Source organism: Nitrospirillum guaranorum (assembly GCF_034653275.1).
Taxonomy (GTDB): Bacteria; Pseudomonadota; Alphaproteobacteria; order Azospirillales; family Azospirillaceae; genus Nitrospirillum.
Genome location: NZ_JAYEES010000004.1, coordinates 264,165 through 279,315 on the forward strand (window position 1 = coordinate 264,165; position 15,151 = coordinate 279,315).

Sequence of the window (15,151 nt, forward strand, 5' to 3'; positions counted from 1 at the left end):
CGGGTCTATAACCCTGGGCAACGATCGGGTGCCGCTTCCTCCGCGATGGCGCGCCCCACTCCTAGGGAAGAACCACGGTATGCCCGACGCCGCCTCCACCGTCCCCGTCACCCACCCCGACAAGATCCGCCTGCTGGAGGCGCTGGAGCGCAAGGTGCTCTGGCTGTCGGCCTGGACCATCCATAACGCCAACCACGTCCGACCCTCGCGCGACGGGTTGAAGGTGGGCGGCCACCAGGCCTCCAGCGCCTCGCTGGCCAGCATCATGACGGCGCTGTACTTCGATGTGCTGCGGCCGCAGGACCGGGTGGCGGTGAAGCCGCACGCAAGCCCCGTCTTCCACGCCATCCAGTACATGCTGGGCCGCCAGACGCGGGAGAAGCTGGAGCGCTTCCGCGCCCTGGGCGGGGCGCAAAGCTACCCCTCGCGCACCAAGGACACCGAGGACGTGGATTTCTCCACCGGTTCCGTCGGCCTGGGCGTGGCGGTCACCGCCTTCGCCTCCCTGGTGCAGGACTATGTGCGCCTGAAGGGCCTGTCGGACCAGCCTGAGGGCCGCATGGTGGCCTTGGTGGGCGACGCCGAGATGGACGAGGGCAACGTCTTCGAAGCCATGCTGGAGGGGTGGAAGCACGATCTGCGCAACACCTGGTGGATCATCGACTACAACCGCCAGAGCCTGGACAGCGTGGTGTCCGACCGGCTTTGGGTACCCATCGAGGGCATGTTCCGCTCTCTCGACTGGAATGTGCAGATCCTGAAGTACGGCAAGAAGCTGGAGGCCGCGTTCGCGCAGGAGGGCGGCGACGCCCTGCGCCAATGGATCGACACCTGCCCCAACCAGCTCTACTCCGCCCTGACCTTCAAGGGCGGGGCCGCCTGGCGCGAGGCGCTGACCCACGACCTGGGCGACACGCGCGGCATCCGCCACATCCTGGACGCCCATGACGACGCGGCCCTGGGCGGCCTCATGACCAACCTGGCGGGGCATGACCTGCCCACGCTGCTGGAAACCTTCCACGGCGCCACCGACGACCGCCCGGCCTGTTTCATCGCCTATACGGTCAAGGGCCGGGGCCTGCCCTTCCAGGGGCATAAGGACAACCATTCCGGCCTGATGAACCCCGACCAGATGGCCGCCTTCAAGGCCGCCTGCGGGCTGACCGACGGCCAGGAATGGGACCGTCACGCCGGCTTGGACATCGACCCGGCGGCGCTGGACGCCTTCCTGGCGGAGGTGCCCTTCGCGCAGGGTACGGGTGGCGGCAAGGGCAGCCGCCGCCTGAAGGGGGCCGTCATCCCCGTGCCGCCCACCCTGACCGTGGACCTGGGCGCCCGCATGTCCACGCAGGAGGGCTTCGGCAAGATTTTGGGTGAGATCGCCAAAGGTGATGACGACTTGGCCGCCCGCATCGTCACCACCTCCCCCGACGTCACCGTGTCCACCAACCTGGGCCCCTGGGTGAACCGGCGCGGCTTGTTCGCGCGCACCGAGACGCAGGACATCTTCCGCGAGCAGAAGGTGGTTTCCGCCCAGCGCTGGCAGGGCGCGCCCGGCGGCCAGCACATCGAGCTGGGCATCGCCGAGCACAACCTGTTCCTCATGCTGGCGGCCCTGGGCCTCAGCCATGATCTGTTCGGTGCCCGGCTGCTGCCCGTCGGCACGCTCTATGATCCCTTCATCAAGCGCGGCCTGGACGCCATGAACTACGCGGCCTACCAGGATGCCCGCTTCATGGTGGTCGCCACCCCCTCGGGCGTCACCCTGGCGCCGGAGGGCGGGGCGCACCAATCCATCGCCACGCCGCTGATCGGCATGGGCCTGCCCAACGTCTCCAGCTATGAGCCCGCCTACGTCGATGAGCTGGCGGCCATCATGGCCTGGGGCTTCGACCACATGCAGCGGCCGGACGGCGGCTCCCTCTATCTGCGCCTGACCACCCGCCAGGTGGACCAGCCCAAGCGGGAGCGGGGCCTGGACCGCGACGCCGTCATCGCGGGCGGATACTGGCTGCGCCCGCCGGCGCCGGACGCGGAATTCGCCATCGTCTATTGCGGCGCGTTGGCGCCAGAGGCGCTGGAGGCCCACGCCCAGGTGCTGGAGGATTGCCCGGGCGCCGGCCTGCTGGCCGTGACCTCCCCCGACCGGCTGCACGCCGGCTGGACGACGGCCCAGCGGCAGGGGCGGGGCGGGGACGCCCATGTCCACCGCCTGCTTTCGGCGCTGCCGGCGGGGGCGAAGCTGGTGACCGTCATCGACGGCCATCCGGCCACCCTGTCCTGGCTGGGCTCGGTGCGCGGCCAGACGGTGGCGGCGCTGGGTGTGGAGACGTTCGGCCAATCCGCCGACATCCCCGACCTGTACCGGGTCCAGGGCCTGGACGCCGACGCCATCGTCGACGCCTGCGCCAAGGTGTTGCTGGGGTGAGGGGGCCAAGCCGCCGGCATGGCCCCTCCTGCCGGCGGATGCCCGCGCCCGCCGTTTAAGGGCGACCTAAGCCCTTACAACGCCCCCAGCGGCGTCTTCTGCTGGCCGTCCGGGGTGAAGTTCCCCGGCTCCAGCCAGGCGGCCAAACGCTGGCGGCGCGCGGGCCATTCCGCGTCCAGAATGGAAAAGACGTTGCTGTCCCAGTTGCGGCCCTTCAGCCACATGGTCTGGCGCAGCAGGCCTTCATGGGTGAAGCCGTAGCGCAGCGCCGCCTTGACCGAGGCGACATTGGGCGGGCCGCAGCGCCATTCCAGGCGGCGGTAGCCCGCCTGGCCCGCCCCTTGGCCCAGCGCGTAGTCGATCAGCAGGAACACGCCCTCCGTCCCCGTCACCTTGCGGCTTAGGAGGGGGCCGTAGACCAGGCCCATCTCCACCGTGCCCATGTCGGGATTGGCGTTCAGCAGCAGCAGCAGGCCGGCGGCCACCGGCGCGCCGCCCGTCTTGTCCATCACCGCGTACATGGTCTGCCCCGGCCGGGGCAGGCGGTCGCGCAGCCATTGGGTGAAGGCCGCCTCGTCCGCGAAGGGGCCGCCGGGAATGTGGTCCCACAGGCCCGCGTGCTGGCCGATCGCCCGCCACAGGCCCGGCGCGTGACGGTCCAGGTCTATCCGTTCCAGATCCACCGTGCGGCCGGGCAGCCGGTCGGCGGTCAGGGCGGGGCGGGGCAGATCGGGGATGAGAGGCGTCGACGGTGCGGTGGTCATGCGGCGGGGAACCTCGGTTGGCGCGGGTGGTCCTAGGGGGAGATGCAGCATAACAAGCACTTCGTTGCCCCCGATAGCCGGCTTCGGCGATGATTCGTCCAGAACGCCCGGGATTGGCCGCCGCTTCCGGCCTGGCCGGCGGGGCCGGGGCGGATGGCTCTCGGCCCTTTGATAGGCCCCACCCCTGGCCTAGATTCCTATTTACGCGGGTGCGCGGGTGCTATAGATCGGACGGCGCCTGGAAGGGTCCGGGCGCCATTCCCATGCCTATTCCCTATTGGCGCCGCCGGCGCCGGCGGGGGCGGGTCCTGGGAAAGGGGCGCCCAAGCGATCCTAGAGCCGGGTTTGGCCGCGGGCGTGGCGGAACTGGTAGACGCGCCGGATTTAGGTTCCGGTGACGAAAGTCGTGGGGGTTCGAGTCCCTTCGCCCGCACCAAGCACGAGATATCAACCCAACCGCCCGTGGTCCGTCCGGCCCCGGGCACCCAGAGGCCGGGAACGCCGGCATCCGGGGCCGATCAAAGAGACAGGTTCGAATAGTCCCATGAACATCACCGAGACCAGCACCGAAGGCCTGCGCCGCGAATACACGGTCGTCATCCCCGCCGCCGACGTGGCCGGCCGCGTGGACGCCCAGTTGAAGGAAATTGGCAAGACCGTGCGCATGCCGGGCTTCCGCCCGGGCAAGGTGCCGATGTCGGTGCTGAAGCAGCGCTATGGGCAGTCGGTGATGGGTGAGGTGTTGGACAAGGCCATGTCCGACAGCGCCGCCAAGGTGGTCGAGCAGCACAGCCTGCGTCCCGCCCTGCAGCCCAAGGTCGAGCTGGTGAAGTTCGAGGTTGAGAGCGCCAGCGACCTGGAGTTCAAGCTGGCCTACGAGGTGCTGCCGGAATTCGAGCCCGCCGACCTCAGCGGTGTGGCCATCGAGAAGCCGGTGGTCGAGATCACCGATGAGCAGGTGGACGAGGCCGTGGGCCGCATCGCCGCCGGCCGCAAGACCTCCGCGCCGCTGACCGAGGACCGCCCGGCCGCCAAGGGTGACATCGTCGTCATCGACTTCGACGGTTCGGTTGACGGTGAGAAGCGCCCGGGCATGAAGGGCGAGGGCCATGAGCTGGAGCTGGGCTCCGGCAGCTTCATCGACACCTTCGAGGAGCAGCTGGAGGGCACCCGCGCCGGTGACCACCGAACCGTCAACGTCACCTTCCCCGAGGGCTACCACGCCGCCGAGCTGGCCGGTAAGGCCGCCGTGTTCGAGGTGGATGTGAAGGAAGTGAAGCAGGCGGTCGAGGCGACCATCGACGACGAGTTCGCCAAGGGCCTGGGCTTCGACGACCTGGCCGCGCTGAAGACCGTGATCCGTGAGCGCCTGGGCGGCGACTACACCGTCATGAGCCGCCTGCGCGCCAAGCGCGCCCTGCTGGACCAGCTGGCCGAGCTGCACAGCTTCGAGGTGCCGCAGGGCATGGTCGACATCGAGTTCGACCAGATCTGGAAGCGCCTGCAGGACGAGCTGAAGGCCGGCGACGCGGGCGAGGATGCCGGCAAGGACGAGGAGGAGCTCCGGAAGGAGTACCGCGACATCGCCGTCCGGCGTGTTCGTTTGGGCCTGGTCCTTTCCGAGATCGGTCAGAAGAACAATATAACGGTGGCGAGGGAAGAGCTGAACCAGGCCGTGCTGGCCGAGGTGCGGCGCTACCCGGGCCAGGAGCGTGAGGTTTTCGACTTCTTCAAGAACAACCCCCAGGCGGTGGAAAGCCTGCGGGCCCCGGTTTTTGAAGACAAGGTTGTCGACTTCATCCTGGGACAGGTTAAGGTGACGGAGAAGCCCGTGTCGGCTGAAGAGCTGATGCAGGACCCCGATGAGGAAGAGGCGGCCTAAGGTCGCGTCTCCCGTCTTCGGTTTCTGACGGGCCTCGGTATTCAAACGGAATGGGGGAGGGATCGTCCCTCCCCCGGACCGGCAACGGGCCCGGGGATGGCCCCCGGGTCGGACGCAGCGCTGGAGCAGGCATGATCGACTTTGAGCCGCAGATGAACACGCTGGTCCCCATGGTGGTCGAGCAGACCAACCGGGGTGAGCGCGCCTACGACATCTATTCGCGCCTGTTGAAGGAACGGATCATCTTCCTCGTCGGTGGCGTGAACGACGCGGTGTCCAGCCTGATCTGCGCCCAGCTTCTGTTCCTGGAAGCGGAAAACCCCACGAAGGAAATCTCCTTCTACATCAATTCGCCGGGCGGCATCGTGACCTCGGGTCTGGCGATCTACGACACCATGCAGTACATCCGCTGCCCGGTGGCGACCCTGTGCATCGGCCAGGCGGCCTCCATGGGCTCGCTGCTGCTGGCGGGCGGCTCCGAGGGCCGGCGCTTCTCGCTGCCCAACAGCCGCATCATGATCCACCAGCCCTCGGGCGGCGCCCAGGGCCAGGCGGCGGACATCGAAATCCAGGCGCGCGAGATCCTGAAGATCCGGCACCGCCTCAACGAAATCTATGTGCGCCACACCGGCCAGCCGATCGACAAGATCGAACGGGCGATGGAGCGTGACAACTTCATGACCGCGGACGAGGCCAAGGCGTTCGGTCTGATCGACGACGTCATCGCCACCCGTCCCGGCGCCGGTGGGACCGCCCAGGCGGCCTGAGGTGCCAACGGTTTAGCGTCCGGGTTCCGGCGGGACTGACCTTCCGCCGGACCGCCCCCACCGGGATACCCCGGTATGGGTGTTCGGACACGAAGAGACACACGGGGGGTTGAAAGCCCAGCGTTCCGTGGTGTTGAATGGGTGGGCAGTGGCGGGTGAGCGGTGTTTCATCCCCTTGTCCGCCGGCCGATCCCGGGAGGATCGGGCCCCGGTTCCGTCATCGTGATGGCTCCGGGTGACTGTCCCGGTGATGTACGGAGCTTTTATGACCAAGTCGACCGGCAGCGATTCGAAGAATACCCTCTACTGCTCCTTCTGCGGGAAGAGCCAGCACGAGGTGCGGAAGCTCATTGCCGGCCCCACGGTGTTCATCTGCGATGAATGCGTGGAATTGTGCATGGACATCATCCGCGAAGAGAACAAGACGACGCTGGTGAAGTCCCGCGACGGCGTTCCCACCCCGCGCGACATCTGCGCGGTGCTGGACGACTACGTCATCGGGCAGAGCCACGCCAAGCGCGTGCTCTCGGTCGCCGTGCACAACCACTACAAGCGGCTGGCACACGGCACCAAGCACAGCGACGTCGAACTGGCGAAGTCCAACATCCTGCTGATCGGCCCCACCGGCTGCGGCAAGACCCTGTTGGCCCAGACGCTGGCCCGCATCATTGACGTCCCCTTCACCATGGCCGACGCCACCACGCTGACCGAAGCCGGTTACGTGGGCGAGGACGTGGAGAACATCATCCTCAAGCTGCTGCAGGCCGCCGACTACAATGTCGAGCGGGCGCAGCGCGGCATCGTCTACATCGACGAGGTCGACAAGATCAGCCGCAAGTCCGACAACCCGTCCATCACCCGCGACGTGTCGGGCGAGGGCGTGCAGCAGGCCTTGCTGAAGATCATGGAAGGCACCGTCGCCTCCGTGCCGCCGCAGGGCGGGCGCAAGCATCCGCAGCAGGAATTCCTGCAGGTGGACACGACCAACATCCTGTTCATCTGCGGCGGCGCCTTCGCCGGCCTGGAAAAGATCATCGCCGCCCGCGGCAAGGGCACGTCCATCGGCTTCGGCGCCGATGTGAAGGGCCCGGACGACCGCCGCACCGGCGACGTCCTGCGCGAGGTGGAGCCCGAGGATCTGCTGAAGTTCGGCCTCATCCCGGAATTCGTCGGCCGTCTGCCCGTGGTGGCGACGCTGAACGATCTGGATGAGGAAGCGCTGATCGAGATCCTGACCAAGCCCAAGAACGCGCTGGTGAAGCAGTATCAGCGCCTGTTCGAGATGGAGGACGTGAAGCTGTCCTTCGCCGAAGAGGCCCTGAAGTCCATCGCCAACAAGGCCATTCAGCGCAAGACCGGCGCCCGTGGCCTGCGCTCCATCATGGAGTCCATCCTGCTGGAGTCGATGTTCGATCTGCCGGGCCTCCAGGGCGTGGATGAGATCGTCATCAATGGCGAGGTGGTCGAGGGCCGCGCCCAGCCGCTGTACATCTATGCCGACCGCAAGGCGGAGGCGGCACCCGTCGCCTGACGGGCTCCGTGCATCCGCGATAGCCAGTTCGGATAGTTTCAAGACCCGGGAAGTCCCCGATTGTGGGGGTTTCCCGGGTTTTATTTTGCCTTCGCCGCATAATTGGCCCGGAATCCAGGCACTTGGGAACGCTCAAGCCCCACATGCCGGCGCACATGCTTGCAAAAGCGCGATTTTCCCGCCGCCCAACCCTTCCGTAGCGCAGATTTCGTCGGGTTCAAGCCCTTGAAGGGGGTGTGTCGGTGTGCCACGTTACCAGGGCGACCTCCCGACGCCGTGCCCATGACGGGGCGGCTGGTGGATGGCGGGCCAGGCCCATCACGGGCTGGCCGCTGAGATTCTGAGTGGAAGGTCAGATCTATGTTGGAAGCCACCCGAGGAACCCTTTACCCGGTCCTCCCCCTGCGCGACATCGTGGTGTTCCCGCACATGATCGTGCCCCTGTTCGTGGGGCGCGAAAAGTCGGTGCGCGCGCTGGAAGACGTGATGAAGGATGACAAGCAGATCCTGCTGGTCACCCAGAAGAACGCCGCCCAGGACGATCCCACGCCCGACGACATCTATTCCGTCGGCACCATCGGCACCGTGCTGCAGCTGCTGAAGCTGCCCGACGGGACGGTGAAGGTGCTGGTCGAAGGCGGGCAGCGCGCGCGCATCGTCAGCTTCGAGCGCAACGAGGACTTCTTCCAGGCCTATGCCGAGCCCATCGAGGAAAAGACGGGCGAAGCGCAGGAGGCGGAGGCCCTGGCCCGCGCCGCGGTGGCCCAGTTCGAACAGTACATCAAGCTGAACAAGAAGATCCCGCCGGAGGTCCTGGTCTCGGTCAACCAGATCGAGGAGCCGGGCAAGCTGGCCGACACCATCGCCTCGCACCTGGCGCTGAAGATTCCGGAGAAGCAGCAGCTTCTGGAAGCGGCGACGGTGGGTGAGCGGCTGGAGAAAGTCTACGCCTTCATGGAAGGCGAGATCGGCGTGCTCCAGGTGGAAAAGCGCATCCGCAACCGCGTCAAGCGGCAGATGGAGAAGACCCAGCGCGAGTACTATCTGAACGAGCAGATGAAGGCCATCCAGAAGGAACTCGGCGAGTCCGAGGATGGCAAGGACGAGGTCGCCGAGCTCGAGGAGCGTATCGCCAAGACCCGCTTCAGCAAGGAAGCCCGGGAAAAGGCGCTGGCCGAGGTCAAAAAGCTGCGGACCATGAGCCCCATGTCCGCGGAGGCGACCGTCGTGCGCAACTACCTGGACTGGATGCTGTCCATTCCGTGGAAGAAGCGCACCAAGGTGAAGAAGGACATCAAGGGGGCCGAGGCCATCCTGGATGCCGATCACTACGGTCTGGAGAAGGTCAAGGAGCGCATCCTGGAGTACCTGGCCGTGCAGCAGCGCATGGACAAGGTGAAGGGTCCGATCCTGTGCCTGGTCGGCCCGCCCGGCGTGGGCAAGACCTCGCTCGGCAAGTCCATCGCCAAGGCTACGGGCCGCAACTTCGTCCGCGTGTCGCTGGGCGGCGTGCGGGATGAGGCCGAGGTGCGCGGCCACCGCCGCACCTACATCGGCTCCATGCCCGGCAAAGTCATCCAGGGCATGAAGAAGGCGAAGTCGTCGAACCCGCTGTTCCTGCTGGACGAGATCGACAAGCTGGGCGCCGATTGGCGGGGCGACCCGTCCTCCGCCCTGCTGGAGGTCCTGGATCCCGAGCAGAACGGCACCTTCAACGATCACTACCTGGAGGTGGACTACGACCTCTCCGACGTGATGTTCGTCTGCACGGCCAACACCCTGCGCATGCCCCAGCCCCTGCTGGACCGCATGGAGGTGATCCGGCTGTCGGGCTACACCGAGGACGAGAAGATCGAGATCACCCGCGGCCACTTGATCGACAAGGAGCTGAAGTCGCACGGTCTGAAGGCGGGCGAGTTCACCATCTCCGACGACGCGTTGCGCGACCTCATCCGCTACTACACCCGGGAAGCCGGCGTGCGCAGCCTGGAGCGTGAGATCGCCAACCTGGCCCGCAAGGCCATCAAGGAGATCCTGATGAAGGGGGTCGACAAGGTGTCGATCACCCGCCGCAACCTCGACAAGTACGCCGGCGTGCGCCGGTTCCACTATGGCGAGGCGGAGAAGGAGGATCTGGTGGGCTGCACCACCGGTCTTGCCTGGACCGAGGTGGGCGGCGAGCTGCTGACCATCGAGGCGGTGATGCTGCGCGGCAAGGGCCGCGTCACCACCACGGGCAAGCTGGGCGACGTCATGAAGGAATCGGTGCAGGCCGCCGAGAGCTTCGTGAAGTCCCGTTCGACCCAGTTCGGCATCAAACCGACGCTTTTCGAGCGCAAGGACATCCACGTCCACGTGCCCGAAGGAGCTACGCCTAAGGACGGTCCGTCCGCCGGCGTCGCGATGACGACCTCCATCGTGTCGGTACTGACGGGCATTCCCGTGCGCAAGGATGTCGCCATGACCGGCGAAATCACCCTGCGCGGCCGGGTCCTGCCCATCGGCGGCCTGAAGGAGAAGTTGCTGGCGGCTTTGCGTGGCGGCATCAAGACCGTGTTGATTCCAAAGGATAATGAGAAGGACCTCGCTGACATTCCGGACAACGTCAAGCGTGGCCTGACCATCATCCCGGTGACGACGGCGGACGAGGTTCTGGCCAACGCGCTGGTGCAGCCGCTGGTGCCGATCGAATGGTCGGAGCCCGAAACCGTTGAGCCCGTTGCCGCGAAAGCCGCGGAAGACGGTAAGGACGACGTGATTCGGCATTGAAGTACGAACCGAAATCGTGTGAATTGAAGGCCTGACGCGACGGCCCCGGGGCGGATAACCCCGGGGCCGTACGTCCGAACCGAATCCCAATCCCGGCGCGTGCCCCGCGACCGGGACGAAATCCAAGATCAGATTCCTGCTTCAAGAAGGGGGGCCTTAAGTGAATAAGAACGATCTCGTTGCCGCCGTCGCCGCGAGTGCGGAGCTGTCCAAGGCTGATGCGAACAAGGCGGTCGATGCGGTGTTCGAGGGCATCACCGAAGCCCTCAAGAAGGGTGATGAGGTTCGCCTGGTTGGTTTCGGCACTTTCGCCGTTGCCGAGCGCGCCGCTTCGGAAGGCCGCAACCCGCGCACCGGTGAGGCGATCTCCATCGCTGCCAGCAAGCAGCCGAAGTTCAAGCCCGGCAAGGGCCTGAAGGACGCGCTGAACTAAGAACGGCGCAAGCGCCGTTTTTATGCGCCAGTCTTGGGGGCCGGCCACCGCATCCGCGGTCCAGCCCCCGACGACGCGCGGTAAAGCCCGCCGCCCCCATGGGCACGGCGGGCCCGCTCGGGAGGACACCGGCCACGGCCGGCCCCGGTCCCGGGCCAGTGCTTATAAAAGGCGGGACATCGATGGGTGTTCCCGTCTTTTTTGTTTCCGGGGCGTATTATTTTCGGAAGTCGCCGGCGCGAAAGGGGTTCCCAAACGGCGCGCGGGCGGCTAAAGCCTCTTGCTCCGGCGGCCCCCCCGACAAAAAGGGGCCGGCCAAGCGCGCGATGGGCGGTTAGCTCAGGGGTAGAGCAGGTGCTTTACACGCATCGGGCCGGGGGTTCAAATCCCTCACCGCCCACCATCCGCCACGATCTCACGACGGCGATTCCCTCCATTCTGTTCGCGCAGCCGGGCTCCCGCAGGGACGTGCCGGGCGGGGCTGCGGGATGTGGCGCCAAGCCGTTTGGCCCTGGATTGTCACTTTGACCAGGGGGCCAAACCTGTAATCATCGCCCCCGGTCGCCTATATGGGGTCTGCCCGTGATGGGGCGATCCCGCGGTACGGGGCATTTTTGTGATCGGGAAACGCGCGGGCCCATTCCGCCCTCACCCCTCTTGGTGAGGCCAGGGGGCTGTTGCGCATGTTGGACGGCGGTGACGGCGTCCGGTTCTGGAGGGGGCATGGCGTCGAACGGCCAGTCGGTCTTGGGGGAAGTGGTCGACCTTTATCGCGAGGTGTTCGCCGCGCCCGCGCGCATCGCCCGTTTCCTGGGTATGCCGGCGGTGTTCAGCCTGGCCGCCGCCCTCTTTTTCCAGTTCCGCAGCATCCAATATCTGGGCCATGAGCCCGCCCAGGAGCAGTGGGGCGAGTTCGGCTTCATCTTCCTGGTGCTGGTCGTCTTCCAGACCTGGGCGCACATGCGCTCCCTGTCCGCCTGGGGGCGCTGGGTCCGCACGGGGCAGGAGCCGGTCACCTTCCTGCAGCCGGGGTTCGGCCGCAATGAATGGGCCGCCACCGGCTGGCAGATCCTCTATTTCTTCATGCTCCTCATCGCCCTGATGGTGCTGATGTTCGCCCGCGCCCTGGTCACGGATTCCGCGTCCGAGGATTTGGCGGGTCCGGGTGTGTGGTTGGCGGTCCTGGCGGGTGCCATCGCCGTCAGCGTCCTGGTGTTGCATGTCACCGTGCGCCTCGGCATCGGCCTGATGGCCGTCCTGGCGGGGGAGGCGCCGGCCTTCAGCCGCTACTGGAACGCCTCGTCCGTCCTCGGCTGGCGCCTGACGGGCGTGGTCCTGGCAAGCCAGGCGGCGCTGCAGGTGCCCTGCTTCTTCATCAACCGCCTGCTGATGGGCGACTGGCTGACCGCCAGTACGACCTCGCCCCCCGACGTGGCCGTCAGCCTGCTGTGGAGCTTGGCCATGGCCATCGTCAACTTCATCTGCGTCGCCCTGCTGGGCGTGGCTCTGGCCCGGGCGCACCGGGCCCTGAGCCAGGACGGGACGGCGGCCCTGGTCCTGCCGGTCGCGGGGGACGGGGGCCGATGAAGGACCTGCTGCCGCCAGATGGCGCGCCCGGCGGGTTGACCCGGCAGCACCGCATCTTGCTCATCCTCCTGGGCTTGGCCATGATCGGCGGACGCGTCTGGGATATGAATCACGACCGTGCCGCTGGCCCGTGGATGAACGTTCTGGTCATCGTCCTGGGCATCGTGGTCCTGGCGGCGGCCCTGCTGGTGGGCCGGAACCGGCCTGGACACTGACCCGCACGCCCCCCGCGCCTGGACTAGACCCGCCCCATGGAAACAATGACCGCCGTCCTGATTCTGCTGGTGACCGTGGCGGTTTCCGGCGTCATCGGCCGGTTCGTGACGCGGGTGCCCCAGCCCCTGGTCCAGGTGGCGCTGGGGGCGGCGCTGGGCTGGGCATCGGGTGTTCCCATCGTCCTCAACCCCGACCTCTTCCTGTTGGTGTTCATCCCGCCGTTGCTGTTCCTGGACGCCTGGCGGTTCCCGGCGACGGAGTTGCGGCGCCTGGGCGGCATCATCCTGACCCTGGCGGTGGGCCTGGTGGTGTTCACCGTTGTGGGGGCGGGCCATGTCATCCACTGGCTGCTGCCGGCGGTTCCGCTGTCCACCGCCTTCGCCCTGGCGGCCGTGCTGTCGCCCACCGACGCCGTAGCCGTTTCCGGCATGACGGGCGGCGGCGGCGGCATGCCCCGCCGCCTGAAGCACATCTTGGAGGGGGAGGCGCTGCTGAACGACGCCTCCGGCCTGGTGTGCCTGCAGTTCGCCGTGACGGCGGCGCTGACCGGCACCTTTTCCATCGGGGCCGCGACCGCCGCCTTCCTCTGGGCGGCGGGGGGCGGCCTGCTGGTGGGGCTGGTGGTGGTCGCCGCCGTGCGCCTGGCCCAGGGCTGGATCGTCCGCGCGCGGGGCGATTCCCCCGGCGCCACCATCCTGACCATGCTGCTGGTGCCCTTCGCCGCCTATCTGGCGGCGGAGCATCTGGACATGTCCGGCATCCTGGCGGCCGTGGCCGCCGGCATGACGCTGAACCTGCTGCCGCTGGAGGAGGCGGGCGAGGTGGCCACCCGCCTGCAGGGCACGGCGGTGGGGGACATGATCCAGTTCACCCTCAACGGTGTCATCTTCGTGCTATTGGGCTGGCAGCTGCCCGGCATCCTGGTCCAGGCGCCCATGATCGCCATGCAGGCGGGCGCGCCGCACACAGGCCCCATGGAAACGCAGGTCAGCCTGGGATGGCTGGGCCTGCACGTCCTCATCATCTGCGGCGCGCTGATGGGCTTGAGGGTGGTCTGGGTCTGGCTGTCGCTGGCCATCGGGCGGGCCCTGGGGCGGCGGCGGGGACGCGGCCGCCCCGGCGGGCCGTCCGGCTCCACCCTGCGCCTGATCAACGTCACCGCCGTGGCCGGCGTGCGCGGGGCCGTCACCCTGGCCGGCGTGCTGTCCCTGCCGCAATGGCTGCGGGAGGGGGTGCCCTTCCCCGGGCGCGACGTCGCCATCTTCCTGGCCTCGGGCGTGATCCTGGTGTCGCTGCTCTTGGCCAGCCTGGCGCTGCCCTGGCTGCTGCGGGGCCTGAACATGCCGGAGGAGGATGCGGCGGTGGAGGAGGAGAGGGTGGCGGAGGCCGCCTTGGCCCGCGCCGCCCTGCGCCGGCTGGAGCAGGCCCACCATGCCGTCTCCCCCGCCGCGTCCGAGGCCGACCTCTATACCGAGGCGGCGTTGCGCCTGATGGAGTTTTACCGCCGGCAGGTGGAGGACCCCGACATGCCGGTGGACGCGTTGGCCCAGAACCGGCGGCGCCTGGCCATCGAGGCGGAACTGCGTCTGGTCGCCGTGCGGGCGAAGCGCGACGAACTGGCGCGCCTGCACCGCATCCATGCCATCAGCGAGGAGACCTGGCGCCGTATGATGCACAGCCTGGACATGATGGAAGCGTCGCTCGGCCGCTCCCGCGTGCTCTGAGCACGGGGCCCCCGTCCCGCCGTCGCTACTTGCAGTGGCGGGGTCGCCGGCCGGCGCGCACATGGCTGCCCCTATCCCACAGCAGTGGTCGTTTTCCCGTCGGGCGCCTTCCCGGAAAGTGCTACCCTCGAACCAGCCCCGGCCGCATGAGCCCGGGGGGCCTGCCTGGCAACGAACCGGAGCATAGGGTCATGGAGAGTGATGAGCGCCGCCTGGGCGATCGGATTCTGAGCGCGCTGGAACTGGCGGTGGAGCAGGGCAACCTTACGGTGGCGGAGCCGCTGGCCCAGGCCCTGGAACTGAGCATGACGGCCTTCGGCGGGCCCGATGCGGTGGACCATCGCGGCGTGCCGATGCGCCTGCTGGATGCGCTTGACCGGCTGGACAGCCTGCGTCGCGCTCAAAAAGTCGCGTGAAATCAGCATATTAGAAAAAAAACAAAAAAATCGGCGCCGCCGCGTTTTTCTTGTTTGACAAGGGGTGGGCGTTTTTACTACAAACCGCGCACCGCAGCGACGCTGACGGCGCGAAACGCACCGAACGATGAAACGGACGGGGCGAAATAAGGCCGAAAAGCAACGTTGCAGACGACGCGGGTGTAGCTCAGTTGGTTAGAGCGCCGGCCTGTCACGCCGGAGGCCGCGGGTTCAAGTCCCGTCACTCGCGCCACTTCATCGAACCTTGATAGACGGTTCGATGCGTTAGCAAGGCCGCGCTGGCAACAGCGCGGCCTGCTTGCTTTACGGGGTTCTCGCACCTGCGGTAGAGCAACGGTTGAGAGTGGATCTCAACAACTTCGTTTCCGGACATTTCCCCCGTATTTTCAGCGCCTTGGCCCCTACGGCGCGCATGGCGTAATTTGCTTTCCTTGGGCACGGCACCCGCCTATATTCCAACACGCCCGGCCCCAAGCCGGGCTTTTGTTGCAGGCGTCCGGACCCCCGCATGGGTTCGGAGGTTATGTCCAGAACCGGCGGGCAGGCCGGGTGGGGCCAAAAACCGACAATCAGATGTGTGGGCCTGGGCTTCATGCACTTGGTTGCGGCTGGC

Annotated in this window: 11 protein-coding genes and 3 tRNA genes; 13 read left to right on the top strand and 1 reads right to left on the bottom strand. The window is 67.2% G+C overall.

Annotated features, from left to right (window positions below; translation table 11 throughout):
* The first annotated feature begins 79 nt into the window (after positions 1-79).
* Positions 80-2,428, top strand: coding sequence for a transketolase (locus UAJ10_RS23030; RefSeq protein ID WP_322917599.1), 2,349 nt, complete (start codon positions 80-82; stop codon positions 2,426-2,428).
* A gap of 74 nt (positions 2,429-2,502) precedes the next feature.
* Here the strand turns inward: UAJ10_RS23030 and UAJ10_RS23035 are convergent, their stop codons facing one another.
* The gene (locus UAJ10_RS23035; RefSeq protein ID WP_322917600.1) at positions 2,503-3,192 is read right to left on the bottom strand and encodes a GNAT family N-acetyltransferase; all 690 of its coding nucleotides are present in this window, start codon (positions 3,190-3,192) and stop codon (positions 2,503-2,505) included.
* Between the two features lie 351 nt (positions 3,193-3,543).
* On the opposite strand from UAJ10_RS23035, the gene UAJ10_RS23040 reads away from it, so the two are divergent.
* From UAJ10_RS23040 to UAJ10_RS23095, 12 genes are all read left to right on the top strand, one after another.
* Positions 3,544-3,628: transfer RNA gene (locus UAJ10_RS23040), tRNA-Leu, on the top strand.
* A gap of 108 nt (positions 3,629-3,736) precedes the next feature.
* A complete protein-coding gene (gene tig / locus UAJ10_RS23045; RefSeq protein WP_322917601.1) occupies positions 3,737-5,074 on the top strand; it encodes a trigger factor in 1,338 nt (445 codons plus the stop codon).
* A gap of 131 nt (positions 5,075-5,205) precedes the next feature.
* Positions 5,206-5,841, top strand: a complete 636-nt coding sequence (gene clpP, locus UAJ10_RS23050) for an ATP-dependent Clp endopeptidase proteolytic subunit ClpP (RefSeq protein WP_145608540.1) — start codon at positions 5,206-5,208, stop codon at positions 5,839-5,841.
* 265 nt (positions 5,842-6,106) lie between these two features.
* Entirely contained in the window at positions 6,107-7,372 is a 1,266-nt protein-coding gene (gene clpX, locus UAJ10_RS23055) for an ATP-dependent Clp protease ATP-binding subunit ClpX (protein WP_040849805.1), read from the top strand.
* A 360-nt stretch (positions 7,373-7,732) separates the two neighbouring features.
* Complete coding sequence (gene lon, locus UAJ10_RS23060) at positions 7,733-10,141, top strand: endopeptidase La (RefSeq protein ID WP_322917602.1); 2,409 nt, start codon at positions 7,733-7,735, stop codon at positions 10,139-10,141.
* Between the two features lie 160 nt (positions 10,142-10,301).
* Positions 10,302-10,574: an HU family DNA-binding protein gene (locus UAJ10_RS23065; protein WP_004274300.1), complete on the top strand. Its 273-nt coding sequence runs from the start codon at positions 10,302-10,304 to the stop codon at positions 10,572-10,574.
* Positions 10,575-10,902: 328 nt separating this feature from the next.
* A tRNA-Val gene (locus UAJ10_RS23070) sits at positions 10,903-10,977 on the top strand.
* A gap of 320 nt (positions 10,978-11,297) precedes the next feature.
* On the top strand, positions 11,298-12,161 hold the full coding sequence (locus tag UAJ10_RS23075) for a hypothetical protein (protein WP_322917603.1): 864 nt from the start codon (positions 11,298-11,300) through the stop codon (positions 12,159-12,161).
* Entirely contained in the window at positions 12,158-12,376 is a 219-nt protein-coding gene (locus tag UAJ10_RS23080; protein ID WP_322917604.1) for a hypothetical protein, read from the top strand. The genes UAJ10_RS23075 and UAJ10_RS23080 overlap by 4 nt, the downstream gene beginning before the upstream one ends.
* A gap of 45 nt (positions 12,377-12,421) precedes the next feature.
* Positions 12,422-14,101 carry a Na+/H+ antiporter gene (locus UAJ10_RS23085; protein WP_322917605.1) on the top strand — a complete coding sequence of 560 codons (1,680 nt, stop codon included), beginning with the start codon at positions 12,422-12,424 and terminating at the stop codon, positions 14,099-14,101.
* A 191-nt stretch (positions 14,102-14,292) separates the two neighbouring features.
* Entirely contained in the window at positions 14,293-14,517 is a 225-nt protein-coding gene (locus UAJ10_RS23090; protein WP_145608533.1) for a hypothetical protein, read from the top strand.
* A 176-nt stretch (positions 14,518-14,693) separates the two neighbouring features.
* Positions 14,694-14,770, top strand: a tRNA-Asp gene (locus tag UAJ10_RS23095).
* Positions 14,771-15,151 lie beyond the last annotated feature (381 nt).

Coding starts and splice junctions, on each gene's coding strand:
- UAJ10_RS23030 (WP_322917599.1), top strand. CDS start 80: ATGCCCGACGCCGCCTCCACCGTCCCCGTCACCCACCCCGACAAGATC.
- UAJ10_RS23035 (WP_322917600.1), bottom strand. CDS start 3,192: ATGACCACCGCACCGTCGACGCCTCTCATCCCCGATCTGCCCCGCCCC.
- tig (WP_322917601.1), top strand. CDS start 3,737: ATGAACATCACCGAGACCAGCACCGAAGGCCTGCGCCGCGAATACACG.
- clpP (WP_145608540.1), top strand. CDS start 5,206: ATGATCGACTTTGAGCCGCAGATGAACACGCTGGTCCCCATGGTGGTC.
- clpX (WP_040849805.1), top strand. CDS start 6,107: ATGACCAAGTCGACCGGCAGCGATTCGAAGAATACCCTCTACTGCTCC.
- lon (WP_322917602.1), top strand. CDS start 7,733: ATGTTGGAAGCCACCCGAGGAACCCTTTACCCGGTCCTCCCCCTGCGC.
- UAJ10_RS23075 (WP_322917603.1), top strand. CDS start 11,298: ATGGCGTCGAACGGCCAGTCGGTCTTGGGGGAAGTGGTCGACCTTTAT.
- UAJ10_RS23080 (WP_322917604.1), top strand. CDS start 12,158: ATGAAGGACCTGCTGCCGCCAGATGGCGCGCCCGGCGGGTTGACCCGG.
- UAJ10_RS23085 (WP_322917605.1), top strand. CDS start 12,422: ATGACCGCCGTCCTGATTCTGCTGGTGACCGTGGCGGTTTCCGGCGTC.
- UAJ10_RS23090 (WP_145608533.1), top strand. CDS start 14,293: ATGGAGAGTGATGAGCGCCGCCTGGGCGATCGGATTCTGAGCGCGCTG.